12 protein-coding genes are annotated in these 15,055 nt (G+C 62.0%); 8 read left to right on the top strand and 4 right to left on the bottom strand.

The features are described from left to right. The first annotated feature begins 8 nt into the window (after positions 1-8). From ACT53S_RS00365 to ACT53S_RS00330, 8 genes are all read left to right on the top strand, one after another. Positions 9-1,322 (top strand): ABC transporter substrate-binding protein, encoded by a 1,314-nt coding sequence (locus ACT53S_RS00365; RefSeq protein ID WP_142072373.1) that lies wholly within the window; start codon positions 9-11, stop codon positions 1,320-1,322. A 159-nt stretch (positions 1,323-1,481) separates the two neighbouring features. Continuing rightward, positions 1,482-2,354, top strand: a complete 873-nt coding sequence (locus tag ACT53S_RS00360; protein WP_113378364.1) for a carbohydrate ABC transporter permease — start codon at positions 1,482-1,484, stop codon at positions 2,352-2,354. A 10-nt stretch (positions 2,355-2,364) separates the two neighbouring features. Then, positions 2,365-3,189: a carbohydrate ABC transporter permease gene (locus ACT53S_RS00355; protein WP_113378365.1), complete on the top strand. Its 825-nt coding sequence runs from the start codon at positions 2,365-2,367 to the stop codon at positions 3,187-3,189. An 11-nt stretch (positions 3,190-3,200) separates the two neighbouring features. Further along, positions 3,201-4,199: an ABC transporter ATP-binding protein gene (locus ACT53S_RS00350; protein ID WP_113378366.1), complete on the top strand. Its 999-nt coding sequence runs from the start codon at positions 3,201-3,203 to the stop codon at positions 4,197-4,199. Continuing rightward, the gene (locus tag ACT53S_RS00345; protein ID WP_113378367.1) at positions 4,196-4,975 is read left to right on the top strand and encodes an L-iditol 2-dehydrogenase; all 780 of its coding nucleotides are present in this window, start codon (positions 4,196-4,198) and stop codon (positions 4,973-4,975) included. The genes ACT53S_RS00350 and ACT53S_RS00345 overlap by 4 nt, the downstream gene beginning before the upstream one ends. 34 nt (positions 4,976-5,009) lie before the next feature. Next, positions 5,010-6,494: a mannitol dehydrogenase family protein gene (locus ACT53S_RS00340; RefSeq protein ID WP_476065528.1), complete on the top strand. Its 1,485-nt coding sequence runs from the start codon at positions 5,010-5,012 to the stop codon at positions 6,492-6,494. Between the two features lie 6 nt (positions 6,495-6,500). Beyond that, positions 6,501-7,208 (top strand): HAD family hydrolase, encoded by a 708-nt coding sequence (locus ACT53S_RS00335; protein ID WP_476065527.1) that lies wholly within the window; start codon positions 6,501-6,503, stop codon positions 7,206-7,208. Further along, positions 7,201-8,775: an FGGY family pentulose kinase gene (locus ACT53S_RS00330; RefSeq protein ID WP_476065526.1), complete on the top strand. Its 1,575-nt coding sequence runs from the start codon at positions 7,201-7,203 to the stop codon at positions 8,773-8,775. The genes ACT53S_RS00335 and ACT53S_RS00330 overlap by 8 nt, the downstream gene beginning before the upstream one ends. 81 nt (positions 8,776-8,856) lie before the next feature. On the opposite strand, the gene dnaJ is transcribed toward ACT53S_RS00330, so the two are convergent. From dnaJ to ACT53S_RS00310, 4 genes are all read right to left on the bottom strand, one after another. Then, positions 8,857-10,002, bottom strand: a complete 1,146-nt coding sequence (gene dnaJ / locus ACT53S_RS00325) for a molecular chaperone DnaJ (protein ID WP_476065525.1) — start codon at positions 10,000-10,002, stop codon at positions 8,857-8,859. Positions 10,003-10,006: 4 nt separating this feature from the next. Beyond that, on the bottom strand, positions 10,007-10,474 hold the full coding sequence (locus ACT53S_RS00320; protein ID WP_476065524.1) for a hypothetical protein: 468 nt from the start codon (positions 10,472-10,474) through the stop codon (positions 10,007-10,009). Further along, positions 10,474-12,378, bottom strand: coding sequence for a molecular chaperone DnaK (dnaK, locus tag ACT53S_RS00315; RefSeq protein WP_476065523.1), 1,905 nt, complete (start codon positions 12,376-12,378; stop codon positions 10,474-10,476). The genes ACT53S_RS00320 and dnaK overlap by 1 nt, the downstream gene beginning before the upstream one ends. Before the next feature lie 288 nt (positions 12,379-12,666). Continuing rightward, positions 12,667-14,898, bottom strand: coding sequence for a transglycosylase domain-containing protein (locus tag ACT53S_RS00310; protein WP_476066610.1), 2,232 nt, complete (start codon positions 14,896-14,898; stop codon positions 12,667-12,669). Positions 14,899-15,055: the final 157 nt, after the last annotated feature.

The following is a 15,055-nucleotide window of genomic DNA, read 5'->3' as shown; positions in this document are numbered from 1 at the left end:
AGGAAGACATGAATTTGAAGACGATTTTGCTGGGCGCCTGCTCAGCGCTGGCGCTTGCCGGCATGGCCTCGGCTGAAACCCTCACGATTGCCACCGTCAACAACGGCGACATGATCCGCATGCAGGGCCTGACCTCGGAGTTCACCTCCAAGAACCCGGACATTCAGGTCGAGTGGGTGACGCTTGAGGAAAACGTTCTGCGCGAGCGCGTGACGACAGACATCGCCACCAAGGGCGGCCAGTACGACATCATGACGATCGGTACCTATGAAGTTCCGATCTGGGCCAAGCAGGGCTGGCTTCTGCCGCTCGAAAATCTCGGCGCCGATTACGACGTCGACGATCTGCTACCGGCCATCCGCTCGGGTCTGACCGGCGATGACGGCAAGCTCTATGCCGCACCGTTCTACGGCGAAAGCTCGATGGTGATGTATCGCAAGGACCTGATGGAAAAGGCGGGACTCACCATGCCCGACGCTCCGACCTGGGAGTTCATCGCCGACGCCGCCCGCAAGATGACGGACCGCGCCAACGACATCAACGGCATCTGCCTGCGCGGCAAGGCCGGCTGGGGCGAGAACATGGCCTTCCTGACGGCGACCTCGAACGCCTTCGGCGCTCGCTGGTTCGACGAGAACTGGAAGCCGCAGTTCGACCAGCCGGAATGGAAGAACACGCTCGACTTCTACGTGAAGCTGATGAACGACGCCGGCCCGCAGGGCGCATCCTCGAACGGCTTCAACGAGAACCTCGCACTCTTCCAGCAGGGCAAGTGCGGCATGTGGATCGACGCCACCGTCGCTGCCTCCTTCGTCACCAATCCGAAGGATTCGACGGTCGCCGACAAGGTCGGTTTTGCACTGGCTCCCGACACCGGCCTCGGCAAGCGCGGCAACTGGCTGTGGGCCTGGAACCTCGCGATCCCTGCCGGTTCGCAGAAGTCGGCCTCGGCCGAGAAGTTCATCTCCTGGGCAACCAGCAAGGCCTATCTTGAGCTCGTGGCTTCCAAGGAAGGCTGGGCCAACGTTCCTCCGGGCACGCGCACCTCTCTCTACGAGAACCCGGAATACCAGAAGGCTGCGCCGTTCGCGAAGATGACCCTCGACTCGATCAATGCAGCTGACCCCAAGAACCCGACCGTCAAGCCGGTGCCTTATGTCGGCGTGCAGTTCGTGGCCATCCCCGAGTTCCAGAGCCTCGGCACGTCCGTCGGCCAGCTCTTCTCGGCAGCTCTTGCCGGCCAGATGTCGGTCGATGATGCCCTTGCTCAGGCTCAGAGCCTGACCGAGCGCGAAATGACCCGCGGCGGCTACATCAAGTAATCGGCTTACCTCCCGAAAACCTCCGCCCGGACTGCGGTCCGGGCGGATCGAGGTTTCCCAAATCCGACGACACCCATGCCGCTTCGGCATGCTGTTTGCGCAACGCGCCTGTGACGGCGTTTCGGCCTCGTTCACACGGCTACCAAGGCGGGCTCTCCCATGGCTACGGAAAACACACGGACCCTGGCACGTCTGATGATGGCGCCGTCTGTCGGGCTTCTGCTGATCTGGATGATCGTGCCGCTGTCGATGACGCTGTGGTTCTCGTTCCAGAACTACAACCTCTTGAACCCTGCCAATGTCAGCTTCGGCGGTCTGTTCAACTACCGCTATTTCTACACCGATCCCGCCTTCTTCCAGTCGATCTGGAACACCCTGCTGATCGTCGGCGGCGTTTTGCTGATCACCATCGTCGGCGGAATTCTGCTCGCCCTGCTGCTCGACCAGCCGATCTTTGGCCAGGGAATCGTGCGCATCCTGGTGATCTCGCCGTTCTTCGTCATGCCGCCTGTCGCCGCGCTGATCTGGAAGAACATGATCATGCATCCGGGCTATGGCGTTCTGGCAGACATCAACCGCGCCATCGGGCTGAAACCGGTCGACTGGTTCGCGCAGTATCCGCTGTTTTCGGTCATCGTGATCGTCGCCTGGCAATGGTTGCCGTTTGCGACGCTGATCCTGCTCACGGCCCTGCAATCGCTCGACATGGAGCAGAAGGAAGCCGCCGAGATGGACGGCGCGAATTTCATCAACCAATTCATCTACCTGACGCTGCCGCATCTGGCCCGCGCGATTACCGTCGTGATCCTGATCCAGACGATCTTCCTGCTGGGCGTCTATGCGGAGATCCTGGTCACCACCAATGGCGGCCCCGGTTATGCCTCGACCAACCTCGCCTTCCTCATCTATCGCACCGCGCTGCTCGGCTACGACGTCGGCGGAGCTTCGGCCGGCGGCATCATCGCCGTCATCCTCGCCAATGTCGTCGCCATCTTCCTGATGCGCGCGGTCGGCAAAAACCTCGACCGGTAAGGAGAGAACCATGGCCCGCATCACCAGCCCGCGCCGCAGACTGGCCTTCACCACCCTGGCCTGGATCGTCGCCTTCGTCATCTTCTTCCCGATCCTCTACACGCTGATCACCAGCGTGAAGACGGAAACCGAGGCGATCCAGGGCTTCGACATGATCCCAACCTTCACGTTGGAAAATTACGTGACGGTGCAGACACAGCGCGACTACATCAAGCCATTCATGAATTCGGTGGTGCTATCGGTCGGATCCACGATCCTGGCGCTCATCATCGGCATTCCCGCCGCCTGGGCGATGGCGTTTTCGCCGACCAAGCGGACCAAGGACATCCTGATGTGGATGCTCTCGACGAAGATGATGCCGGCCGTTGCCGTGCTCGTGCCGATCTACCTGCTGTTTCGCGATTTCGGCCTGCTGGACACCCGCATCGGCCTGACGATCATGCTGACGCTGATCAACCTGCCGATCGTGGTGTGGATGCTCTATACCTATTTCCGCGAAATCCCGGGCGAGATCCTGGAAGCCGCGCGAATGGACGGCGCGTCCCTGTTCAACGAGATCTTTCACGTTCTGACGCCAATGGCTCTGCCGGGCATCGCCTCGACACTGCTGCTCAATATCATCCTCGCCTGGAACGAATCTTTCTGGTCGATCCGGCTGACGACCACGAACGCAGCGCCGCTCACCGCCTTCATCGCTTCGTTCTCCAGTCCGCAGGGCCTGTTCTGGGCGAAGCTTTCAGCGGCCTCTACCATGGCTATCGCCCCGATCATCATCCTTGGCTGGTTCAGCCAGAAACAACTCGTGCGCGGCCTCACCTTCGGCGCCGTCAAGTAAGGACAACCACCATGGGCAGCATCAAGCTCGAACAGCTCTCCAAGTCCTTCGGCGAACATGCCGTTATCCCGGGGATCGACCTCGAGATCAACGACGGTGAATTCGTTGTCTTCGTCGGTCCCTCCGGCTGCGGCAAGTCCACCCTGCTGCGGCTAATCGCAGGCCTTGAGGACGCGACCGGCGGGCGGATCCTGATCGATGGCAAGGACCAGACGCAGACGCCCCCTGCACAGCGCGGTCTGGCGATGGTCTTTCAGTCCTATGCGCTCTATCCGCACATGAGCGTGCGCTCGAACATCGGCTTTCCGCTGAAGATGGCGAAGGTGGATCCGGCCGAGATAAAGCGGAAGGTCGAGGAGGCAGCCCGTATCCTGAACCTCACCGACTATCTGGAGCGTCGACCAGGCCAGCTTTCCGGCGGTCAGCGCCAGCGCGTCGCCATCGGCCGCGCCATCGTGCGCAATCCGCGCTGCTTCCTCTTCGACGAGCCGCTCTCCAATCTCGACGCAGCCCTGCGTGTCGCGATGCGCCTCGAAATCACCGAATTGCATCAGAAGCTGAAGGCGACATCGATCTACGTGACCCATGACCAGGTCGAAGCGATGACGATGGCCGACAAGATCGTCGTTCTGAACAAAGGGCGAATCGAGCAGGTCGGATCGCCGCTCGAGCTCTATCGCAGCCCCGCCAACCTGTTCGTCGCCGGCTTCATCGGTTCGCCGAAGATGAACCTGATTTCCGGCCAGGCCGCTTCGGCCCATGGAGCGCATACGATCGGCATCCGGCCGGAGCATGTGACGCTTTCGACTACCGAGGGCATGTGGCGCGGCATCGTCACCGTCGCAGAGCATCTCGGTTCGGATACCTTCCTTCATGTTCAGGTGGAGGGCGTGGGTACGATCACGACACGAACGGGCGGAGAATTCCCTGTCCGGCACGGGGACACCGTCTTCGTCACGCCGGACCTCGCCCGTCTGCACAAATTCAATGACAAGGGACTTGCCCAATGACTGGCAGACTGAACGGAAAATCGGCGATGATCACGGGTGCTGCTCGCGGCATTGGTCGCGCCTTCGCGGAAGCCTATGTGCGCGAGGGGGCAACCGCCGTCGCAATCGCCGACATCGACTTCGACCGTGCGACGGCGACTGCCGCCGAGATCGGTCCCGCCGCCTATGCCGTGCGGATCGACGTTTCGGACCAAGGGTCTATCGACGACGCGGTTCAGGCCTGTGTTGACCGCGCGGGTGGCATCGACATTCTCATCAACAATGCTGCAATCTTCGATCTCGCACCGATCGTCGAGATCACCCGGAAGAGCTACCAGCGCGTCTTCGACATCAATGTCGGCGGCACGCTCTTCACGCTCCAGGCCGTGGCCAAGCAGATGATCGCACAAGGGCGCGGCGGCAAGATCATCAACATGGCCAGCCAGGCCGGACGGCGGGGGGAGCCGCTGGTCGGCGTCTATTGCGCGTCGAAGGCGGCGGTCATCTCGCTCACCCAGTCAGCCGGTCTCAACCTCATCAAGCACGGAATCAACGTCAATGGAATCGCGCCCGGCGTCGTTGGAAGCGAGATGTGGGACGAAGTGGACGCGCTGTTCGCCAAATACGAGAACCGCCCTCTTGGCGAGAAAAAGAAGCTGGTCGGGGAAGCCGTTCCCCTCGGCCGCATGGGCCGGGCGGAAGACCTGACCGGTATGGCGGTCTTCCTCGCGTCGGCGGAGGCCGATTACATCGTTGCCCAGACCTATAATGTCGACGGCGGAAACTGGATGAGCTGACGGCTCGTGCAGCCCCCAGCCAAGGAATGCACCCATGACGACCAAACTCTCACTTGCAACTCTCGATGACATTGGCGGCCGAGCCTCCCTGCCCGCCTATCGCCGTGAGGAAATCCGTCCCGGGATCCTGCATTTCGGTGTCGGCAATTTCCACCGCGCGCATATGGCCGTATATCTGCATGAGTTGTTCAACCAGGGGCGGGATCTGGACTGGGGGATTATCGGCGCCGGCGTCATGCCTTCAGACCAGAGGATGCGCGACACGCTGAAGGCGCAGGATTTTCTGACGACCGTCGTCGAGCAGGACACAGCGCGCTCGGCTGCGACGGTCACCGGCCCGATGCTCGACGTGATCACCGCACCGGATTTTCACCGGATCATCGAGACCCTTGCGGACCCCTCGATCCGCATCGTTTCGATGACGATCACCGAAGGCGGCTATTTCATCGATCCGGCAACCGGCAAGTTCGATCCTCAGCATCCGGCGATCGTCGCGGATGCGCAGACCCCCGACGCGCCAAAGACTGTCTTCGGGTTGATCATTGCGGGCCTCAAGGCGCGACGAGATGCCGGGCATCCGCCGTTCACCGTCATGTGTTGCGACAACATCCCAGGCAATGGGGAAGTCACCGAGGCCACACTTTGCGGCCTGGCAAACCTCTCCGATCCAGATTTTGCCCATTGGATCCACGAGAACGTGGCCTTCCCGAACTCGATGGTGGACCGAATCACACCGGCGACGGGCCAGAGGGAAATCGATCTGACGCGGGACGTCTATGGAATCGAAGACGGCTGGCCGGTGTTCTGCGAAGAGTTCAAGCAGTGGGTGCTGGAGGATAAGTTTCCGCTCGGGCGGCCGGCATTGGAGCGGGTCGGCGTGACTTTCGTGCCTGATGTCGCCCCCTACGAGTTGATGAAGCTCCGGATTCTGAATGGCGGGCATGCGGCCATCGCCTATCCGGCAGCACTGATGGACATTCATTTCGTGCACGAAGCCATGGAGCATCCGCTGATCCGGGCCTTCCTCGCCAAGCTCGAACACGAGGAGATCATTCCCGTCGTGCCGCCGGTCCCGAACACCAGCCTTCAGGACTATTTCACCCTCATCGAGAACCGTTTCTCCAACCCGAAAATCGGGGATACCATACCGCGCCTGGCACAGGACGGATCGAACCGGCAGCCGAAATTCATTCTGCCCTCAACAGCCGATCGGCTGACCCAGGACTCCGACGTACAGGGGCTGGCTCTCGTCTCCGCACTCTGGTGCCGGTATTTCGAGGGCAAGAGCGACGGCGGAAGGACGATTGTCTTCAATGACCCAAGTGCAGAACGCCTGCATGCTGCAGCGCTCGCTTCGCGCTCGGACCCCATGGCCTTCATCGGCCTTGGCGACATCTTTGGCTCGGTCGGGGCAGATGCCCGATTCCAGAAGCGGTTTAACGAAGCGATCGACAGCTTGCGGAGCCAGGGTGCCGCCATTACGCTCCAGCGCTACATCGATGGAACCCTTTCAAGCTGAGTGACCATGGACCTACAGCCGATCCGCCTCGTCATCTTCGACTGTGACGGTGTCCTCGTCGATAGCGAGCCGATTGCGCTTGAGGTGTTGGTCGAGGCGCTGGCCGTCAAGGGGATCGAGATGAATGCCAATGGTGCGGCCGAGCGTTTTCTCGGACGCAGCATCAGCTCTATGGCCGATGTCGTGCGTCAGGAGTTCGGTGTCGAAATCGACCATGACTTTCTGAACCGGATGCGCGAAGCCCTGTATGTCCGGTTTCGCCGCGAACTCCAGCCGATTGCCGGGATAGAGCGGGCCGTGGCCGGGCTGAAAGAGCTGGGGCTCTCCTGGTGCGTCGCCTCTTCCAGCCAGCGGGAGCGGATCGAATTGTCGCTGGCGGCAACCGGCCTGCTCGGTCTTTTCGAGCCGTCGATCTTCAGCGCCACCATGGTCGAGAACGGCAAGCCGGCGCCCGATCTCTTTCTTTACGCCGCCGCTGCCATGGGCATCGAGCCATCGGCCTGCCTGGTCGTTGAGGACAGCCCTGCCGGCATTGTCGCGGCTCGCGCGGCCGGCATGAGGGTCTGCGCTTTCACCGGCGGGTCGCACACCGTCCACACTTCGTATCAGGAAGCCCTGACGGCACTTCATCCCGATGCCCGGTTTGACGCGATGGAGGAATTGCTCCACTTTGTCGACGGAGCGAGGAGACCGAAAGACCATTCCGATGCGTGAGCACCTCATGGCCGTGGATGTGGGCACGGGCAGCGCGCGGGTCGGTATCTTCGACCTTACGGGGCGCCAACTCGCCCGATGCGTCGTGCCCATATCGCTGCATCGTCCGCAGCATAATCACATGGAGCAGGACAGCGAAGAAATTTGGGGCGCCGTTTGCCAGGCATCCCGGGCTGCCCTTGCGGCCGCGGGCGTGGATGCCGCGAGCGTTCGTGCCATCGGTTTCGATGCCACGTGTTCGCTGGTGGTGCGAAGCCGGGACGGCTCGCCGCTTTCCGTTTCCTATGGTGGAAAGCCAGAGCATGACACCATCCTGTGGATGGATCATCGTGCCATTGCCGAAACCGATGAGTGCAACGCAATCGATGATCCCCTGTTCGACCGGTTCGGTGGGCGGCTGTCGGTGGAGATGCAACTGCCAAAGCTCCTGTGGCTGAAACGGCATCTGCCCGATACCTGGGCCCGGGCCGGACTGATCTCCGATCTCAGTGACTTTCTGACCTGGCGGGCGACGGGGATCGATCGAAGAAGCCATTCGCCGCTTGCCTCGAAATGGGGATATTCACCTGAGCCGCCCGGTGTGCGACCCGACGCTTTCTATGCGCAGATCGGGCTTCAGGACCTTGCAGAGAAGGCGGCGCTTCCGGAAAGGTCGCATCCGATTCGCATTCCGGTCGGGCCGCTTTCCGGGCCTGCGGCAGAGGCGCTTGGGCTGACCACCGCATGCCTCGCGGCACCCGGCCTGGTGGACGCCTATGCCGGTGCCGTGGCGCTGTTCGGAACGGACGCATCGCCTGCGGGCAGCCGCGCCGCCCTGATTGCCGGCACCTCGAGCTGCATCGTGATGCTGTCCCCCGACCCGATATCCGGACCAGGCTGCTGGGGCGGGTTCCGGGACGCCGCACTCCCCGGCCTCTGGCTGACCGAGGCAGGGCAATCGGCCTCGGGTGCCTTCCTCGATCATATCGTCAGGGACCATCCGGCAGGTGGAATACCGACCAAGGATCGCCATCGCGACCTGCTCGACCGGATCGCGGAGCGAGTGGCGGAGGAAGGTCCGGACTTTGGGCTGCCGATCAGCGTATTGCCCGATTTCCATGGAACACGGTCGCCGATTTCAAACCCCTCGCTCACCGGTGCCATTTCGGGTCTCGATCTCGACCGCAGCCTCGACGGCCTGTTGAGGCTCTATTGGCGAAGCTGCGTCTCCCTGGCCTGCAGCATCCGCAACATTCTCGACCATCTGCCAGCTAAGGCGGGAAATCCGCAGGCCCTGTTCCTTGCAGGCGGGCTTGCCGATCATCCGCTGCTTTCGCAACTGTACGCCGATGCGACCGGCTGCGTGATGCACGTGCCTGACGGGTGCGACGCCGTGCTCCTCGGCTCCGCACTGCATGCCGCCGTTTCCGCTGGCTTGTTCCCGACACCCGAAACCGCCGGGGCGGCGATGCGGTTTCCGCTGAAGACTGTCCGGCCGGATCCCGCGCGGCAGGCAGCGCTGGCGCGCGACCACGCCCTGTTGCGCGCGATGATGCGTCATCGCGATGAGCTGTCGGCGCTGATGTAGCCGCCGTCCTTGCAGGTATGAATGAAAAAGGGGTGAACCCTGCGGCTCACCCCTTCTTTGCTTTTTAGACCCGTCCTTCGATCAGTCGCTCAGCGTGTCGAAGAAATCCTTCATACGGGCGAAGAAGCCCGTCGATTCCGGGTTGTTTTCCTTCGACGAAAGCTGCTCGAACTCCTGCAGAAGTTCGCGCTGGCGCTTCGTCAACTTCTGCGGCGTCTCGATCTGGATCTGGATGTAGAGGTCACCCGTCTGCGTCGAACGCAGGACCGGCATGCCCTTGGCCTTCAGACGGAACTGCTTGCCGGCCTGGGTGCCTTCCGGCACCGTTACGCGCGACTTCGTGCCATCCAACGTCACCACGTCGAAGGTGCCGCCAAGGGCAGCAGTGGTCATCGAGATCGGCACGGAGCAATAAAGGTCGGCACCATCTCGCTGGAAGAACTCGTGCGGCTTGACCGACAGGAAGATGTAGAGATCGCCCGCCGGACCGCCACGCAGACCGGCTTCGCCTTCGCCCTGCAGGCGAATGCGCGTGCCGTCCTCGATGCCAGAGGGGATGTTGACCGAGAGCGACCGCTCTTCTGTCACGCGACCATGGCCGTGGCACTTGGCGCAGGGATCAGAGATGGTCTGGCCGCGACCGTGGCAGGTCGGGCAGGTGCGCTCGATCGAGAAAAAGCCCTGGGCTGCACGGACGCGCCCCGAGCCCTGACAGGTTGCGCAGGTTGTGGGCTTGGTACCGGGTTTGGCACCGGTGCCCGTGCAGAGATCGCAGGTGATCGAGGTCGGAACCCGGATCTGCGCCGTCTTGCCGGTGAAGGCCTCTTCGAGGCTGATTTCCATGTTGTAGCGGAGATCCGCGCCGCGCTCACGACCGCCCGTGGAGCGCGCCCGGCCGCCGCGGCCGCCGCCCATCATTTCGCCGAAGATGTCTTCGAAAATGTCGGAGAACCCGCCGCCGGAGAACCCGCCGCCGCCACCGCCGAAGCCGCCGCCGCCCTGTTCGAAGGCGGCGTGGCCGAAGCGATCATAGGCTGCGCGCTTCTGGGGATCCTTCAAGGTCTCGTAGGCCTCGTTGATCTCCTTGAACTTCTTCTCGGCTTCGCTGTCGCCCGGGTTCTTGTCCGGATGAAATTTCATGGCCAGCTTGCGAAAGGCGCTTTTCAGCTCCTTTTCATCCGCAGTGCGGCCAACCCCAAGGGTCTCGTAGAAATCTGCCTTTGCCATCGTCTTACAAAGCCCTCAAAGCTTTCCCAACGCTCGTGTGACCGCCCGACGCTTTGCCGGCGAGCTTGTCACAGGCCTGCATGTCTTTCTGGAAGTCGGAAGCCGCCGCCATCGCATCGTCCATCAGGAGCTTGCGCGCCTCGCCCTTGCTGATCAAACCATCGGCCGCTGAAACGGCAACAAAGGCAAGCGAATGGGCCGCCATGTCACAGGCCGACACCGAACCGCCATCCTCGCGCCGCTGCAAGGCCGCCTCGATGATCTTTCCAAGTTCACTGCCAATCCGGGAAAGTCCCTTGGAGTCCTTGGCGGACAGGGCCTTGGAGACTTTCGCCTCGGCGCCCGCGACCTGTCGATAAACGGATCCGACCTCGGCGTTCTGCGCAAGAGCTGCCGTCGCCATCATCAACGCGATGCAGGCTGGCCCAAAGGCCAGCCCGCCCGAAACGATGCGCGTGAAGCGAGCCGGCATCAGGCCGACTTCTTCGCGTCTTCGTCCTTCACTTCCTCGTAGTCGGCATCGACAACATTGTCGTCACCGGCTTCGGCATTGCCACCTTCGGCCTGCTGGGCCTCATAGATGGCCTGACCGAGCTTCATGGAGACTTCCATGAGCGCCTGGGTCTTCGTGCCGATGTCTTCCGGCGACGGATCGGAGGCTTCAAGCGAAGACTTCAGCGCGGCGATCGCATCCTCGATCGACTTGCGGTCGGCTTCGGATACCTTGTCACCGTAGTCCTTCAGCGACTTTTCGGTCGAGTGGACGAGGCTTTCGGCGCTGTTCTTGGCTTCGACCACCGCACGACGCTTCTTGTCGGCTTCAGCATTCGCCTCGGCGTCCTTCACCATCTTCTCGATGTCGGCGTCGGAGAGACCACCGGAGGCCTGGATGCGGATCTGCTGTTCCTTGCCGGTGCCCTTGTCCTTGGCCGAAACTTGGACGATGCCGTTCGCGTCGATGTCGAAGGTGACTTCGATCTGCGGGACGCCACGCGGTGCCGGCGGCAGGCCAACGAGGTCGAACTGACCGAGCAGCTTGTTGTCTGCAGCCATTTCGCGCTCGCCCTGGCTGACGCGGATGGTCACGGCCTGCTGGTTGTCTTCAGCGGTCGAGAAGGTCTGGCTCTTCTTCGTCGGGATCGTCGTGTTGCGGTCGATCAGACGGGTGAAGACGCCACCGAGGGTCTCGATGCCGAGCGACAGCGGGGTCACGTCGAGCAGCAGAACGTCCTTGACGTCGCCCTGCAGAACGCCGGCCTGGATCGCTGCACCGAGGGCAACGACTTCATCTGGGTTCACGCCCTTGTGCGGCTCCTTGCCGAACAGCTGCTTCACGACTTCCTGGACCTTCGGCATGCGGCTCATGCCGCCAACCAGAACCACTTCGTCGATATCGGCTGCCGAAACGCCGGCATCCTTGAGAGCTGCCTTGCACGGTGCGATCGTGCGCTGGACGAGATCGTCGACCAGGCTTTCGAACTTCGCGCGGGTCAGCTTCATCGTCAGGTGCTTCGGGCCGGAAGCGTCCGCCGTGATGAACGGCAGGTTGATTTCGGTCTGCTGCGAGGACGACAGCTCGATCTTTGCCTTCTCGGCGGCTTCCTTCAGGCGCTGCAGGGCCAGCTTGTCGCCCTTCAGGTCGATGCCCTGATCCTTCTTAAACTCGGCTGCGAGATATTCGACGAGACGCATGTCGAAGTCTTCACCGCCGAGGAAGGTGTCGCCGTTGGTCGACTTCACTTCGAAGACGCCGTCGCCGATTTCCAGAACCGAGATATCGAAGGTACCACCGCCAAGGTCGTAAACGGCGATCGTCTTGCCGTCCTTCTTGTCGAGGCCGTAAGCGAGAGCAGCAGCAGTCGGCTCGTTGATGATACGCAGAACTTCCAGACCTGCGATGCGGCCGGCATCCTTGGTTGCCTGGCGCTGCGCGTCGTTGAAGTAGGCGGGAACGGTGATGACGGCCTTTTCGACCTTTTCGCCGAGATAGGCTTCAGCCGTTTCCTTCATCTTCTGAAGGATCATGGCCGAGATCTGCGACGGGGAATAACCCTTGTTCTGGGCTTCGACCCAGGCGTCGCCATTGTCACCCTTGACGATCTGGAACGGCACGAGGCCCTTGTCCTTTTCAACCGTCGGATCTTCGTAGCGGCGGCCGATCAGGCGCTTGACGGCGAAGAGGGTGTTGGTCGGGTTGGTGACCGCCTGGCGCTTGGCCGGCTGGCCGACGAGGCGTTCGCCGTCGTCCGAAAATGCCACCATGGACGGCGTGGTGCGTGCGCCTTCCGAATTCTCGATGACCTTCGCATCCTTGCCGTCCATGACGGCGACGCAGGAATTGGTCGTTCCAAGGTCGATACCGATTACTTTTGCCATGTCATATTCTCCTTGAAGCAGGCCGTCGGAACCCCAATCAGGCATTCCTGACAGCCCCTCGACGTGGATGGTCTGGGATCTGCTACAGCGGTGCTGCGGCTATGTCGCGTATATAAGAAGCGGTTTTTCCGACTGCAAGGCTGGAAATCCGCTGAAAATCAGTAAAAAGAACAGATTGCAATGGCCTCTTGAGCCACTTTCCATGCTGCCCGTTCGTCTTCTCCGACAAGGCCTTTAGCATTCAAGGCTTGCTCCTGGCCATCGCCAAAATGGTCCGATGAGACGCGATCACTGACCGAGGATCAGGTCGAGCAACGTGGTGCGTCGCGGTGCACCGTTTTGAGGACCCTGGCCGACATCGCCGGGCGGCACGGGACCTTCCAACACAGGCCAGTCGCCCTGCTCTTCCTGTGGGATCGGCTGTTCGTCCGCCGCCTGCGGCTGGGCTGGATAGCGCTCTTCCCCACCACCGTTCAGCACATCCGATATGATGGAGCCGATGGACGGATCCTCTGCGATGGGGGCGGGATCCTGATAATCGCCACCCGGCAAGGGTGCGGGCGCCAGGCCCTGATGGGCGGCAGACATGAAATCGTGCCAGGCACGTGCCGGCAGCCCGCCGCCTGTGACCTTCTTCATCGAATCGCCATTGTCGTTGCCGAACCAGACACCGGTGGTCAGATTGCTGGTGTAACCGACGAAGAGCGCGTCGCGGAACGACTGGGTGGTGCCGGTCTTTCCAGCCGCTTCCCACCCCTTCAGGCGCGCCTTCTTGCCAGTGCCGTCGTTGATCACACCCATCAGCATCTGGTTCATTTCGCTGACAACCTGATCGCTGAGAACGCGGGGTGGTTCGAGATAGTTGTTCTCATAGATGACCGTGCCGTCGGATTTGAGGATGCGCTGAACGATATGGGGTGTCGCCTTGTAGCCGCCGTTCATGAAGGGCGCATAGGCTGCCGTCAGCTCGAGCAGCGAGACTTCGGAGGTACCGAGGGCGATCGAGGCATTGTTCTGAAGGTCGGAATCAATGCCCATGCGATGGGCAAGCTTGATCACCTGATCGGGGCCGACTTCCATGACCAGTTGGGCGGCGATGGTGTTGAGTGATTCGGCCAACGCGTGGGACAGCGTCACCGGACCGCGATACTTCTCGTCATAGTTCTGAGGCGTCCACGATCCGATGCGGATTGGAGCATCGTTGCGGGTGGAGCCCGGTCGCAGGCCGATCTCCATCGCGGCGGCATAGACGAAGGGCTTGAAGGCCGAACCGGGCTGTCGCTTCGCCTTGACCGCGCGATTGAACTGGCTTTCGGCATAGTCACGCCCGCCGACCAGAGCCCGGATCGCGCCGGTGCCATCGATCGAGACCAGCGCTGCCTGGGACGCATTCACCTTCGCGCCTTCGGCTGCCAGCGACTCGGTCAGGGCCGCCTCGGCCTTTTTCTCCAGCGTCATGTCGATCGTGGTTTCGACGACAATATCTTCGGTGACCTGACCGATCAGGGCCGTGACATCGTCGCGGACCATGTCGGCGACATACTGGCCGGCGCCGCTCCAATAGCGCTTCGCCTTGGTCGGGGATTGCGACATCGCCGTCTTCACCTCGTCGGCGGTGATATAACCCTCTTCCAGCATGGCCTGGAGCACGACCTGGGCACGGGCTTCTGCTGCTTCCGGATCACGGGCGGGAGAGAGTCTCGACGGCGCTTTCAGCAATCCGGCGAGAAGAGCGGCTTCCCCGAGATTCACATCGCGCGCCGATTTGTTGAAATAGCGACGTGCGGCGGCTTCCACGCCATAGGCGTTCGAGCCAAAATAGACCCGGTTCAGATACATCGCGAGGATCTGATCCTTGGTGTATTTCTGCTCCAGCCAGAAGGCGAGCAGGACTTCCTGCACCTTGCGCTCGACGGTGCGCTCCGGGGATAGAAAGAGGTTCTTGGCCAGCTGCTGGGTCAGCGTCGAGCCGCCCTGCACCGCGCGGCCGCTCACCACGTTGGTCACGATGGCGCGGGCGAGGCCCAAGGGGTCGATGCCGAAATGCGAATAGAAGCGCCGGTCTTCGATCGCCATCACCGCCTGAGGGATGAAGGGCGACATCTCTTCCAGAGGAAGCGCTTCGCCGCCGGTCGCGCCGCGATTGGCAATCACCGTGCCCTCGACGGAGACGATCTTCATGTTCGGCGGGCGTTCGGGGATCGACCAGCTGCTGGCGCTCGGCATCTGGGAGCCGTAATAGGCAATCAGAGCACCAAGCCCGATGGCACCCCAGATCGACAGGACGAAACACCAGTAGATCAGGCGTCCGAGGCCAAAGCCGCCGGACGATTGGCGCTTGCGGGGCGGAGATTTTTTGCCGCTGTTGGATCTGGCTGTCGGGGCCGATCGCTTGCCGGCCGCGCGCGCCTTGCGGCCGCCTGTAATCCGATCGTCCGCATCCAGCCGCAGATCCTCGTCCTCGCGTTCCTCCTCGAAGCTCGGTTCAATACGGTCGCGGGATTTGCCTCGGCTCACCATTCCGGCGGTCTTGCTCCAGATGCTCATGTGGCAGACGACGCACGAACCGAGATGCTCGCGAGCCGCCGTGCTGATATCGCTGAAATCCGCGTCCGGGCCGGTGCGGCTTTCCTCCGATTGCACAATAATTGCGGCGATTTAAGGGGTGGTTAAGACG

The sequence above is a fragment of the Allorhizobium sp. DMC15 genome, assembly GCF_056314065.1.
This window is presented reverse-complemented; position numbering and strand designations above follow the sequence as displayed.

What these genes read in the sequence shown, in the direction of transcription:
- ACT53S_RS00335 (WP_476065527.1), top strand. Translation starts at nt 6,501, where the DNA reads ATGGACCTACAGCCGATCCGCCTCGTCATCTTCGACTGTGACGGTGTC.
- ACT53S_RS00350 (WP_113378366.1), top strand. Translation starts at nt 3,201, where the DNA reads ATGGGCAGCATCAAGCTCGAACAGCTCTCCAAGTCCTTCGGCGAACAT.
- ACT53S_RS00365 (WP_142072373.1), top strand. Translation starts at nt 9, where the DNA reads ATGAATTTGAAGACGATTTTGCTGGGCGCCTGCTCAGCGCTGGCGCTT.
- ACT53S_RS00310 (WP_476066610.1), bottom strand. Translation starts at nt 14,898, where the DNA reads ATGGTGAGCCGAGGCAAATCCCGCGACCGTATTGAACCGAGCTTCGAG.
- ACT53S_RS00320 (WP_476065524.1), bottom strand. Translation starts at nt 10,474, where the DNA reads ATGCCGGCTCGCTTCACGCGCATCGTTTCGGGCGGGCTGGCCTTTGGG.
- ACT53S_RS00330 (WP_476065526.1), top strand. Translation starts at nt 7,201, where the DNA reads ATGCGTGAGCACCTCATGGCCGTGGATGTGGGCACGGGCAGCGCGCGG.
- ACT53S_RS00355 (WP_113378365.1), top strand. Translation starts at nt 2,365, where the DNA reads ATGGCCCGCATCACCAGCCCGCGCCGCAGACTGGCCTTCACCACCCTG.
- dnaK (WP_476065523.1), bottom strand. Translation starts at nt 12,378, where the DNA reads ATGGCAAAAGTAATCGGTATCGACCTTGGAACGACCAATTCCTGCGTC.
- ACT53S_RS00345 (WP_113378367.1), top strand. Translation starts at nt 4,196, where the DNA reads ATGACTGGCAGACTGAACGGAAAATCGGCGATGATCACGGGTGCTGCT.
- ACT53S_RS00340 (WP_476065528.1), top strand. Translation starts at nt 5,010, where the DNA reads ATGACGACCAAACTCTCACTTGCAACTCTCGATGACATTGGCGGCCGA.
- ACT53S_RS00360 (WP_113378364.1), top strand. Translation starts at nt 1,482, where the DNA reads ATGGCTACGGAAAACACACGGACCCTGGCACGTCTGATGATGGCGCCG.
- dnaJ (WP_476065525.1), bottom strand. Translation starts at nt 10,002, where the DNA reads ATGGCAAAGGCAGATTTCTACGAGACCCTTGGGGTTGGCCGCACTGCG.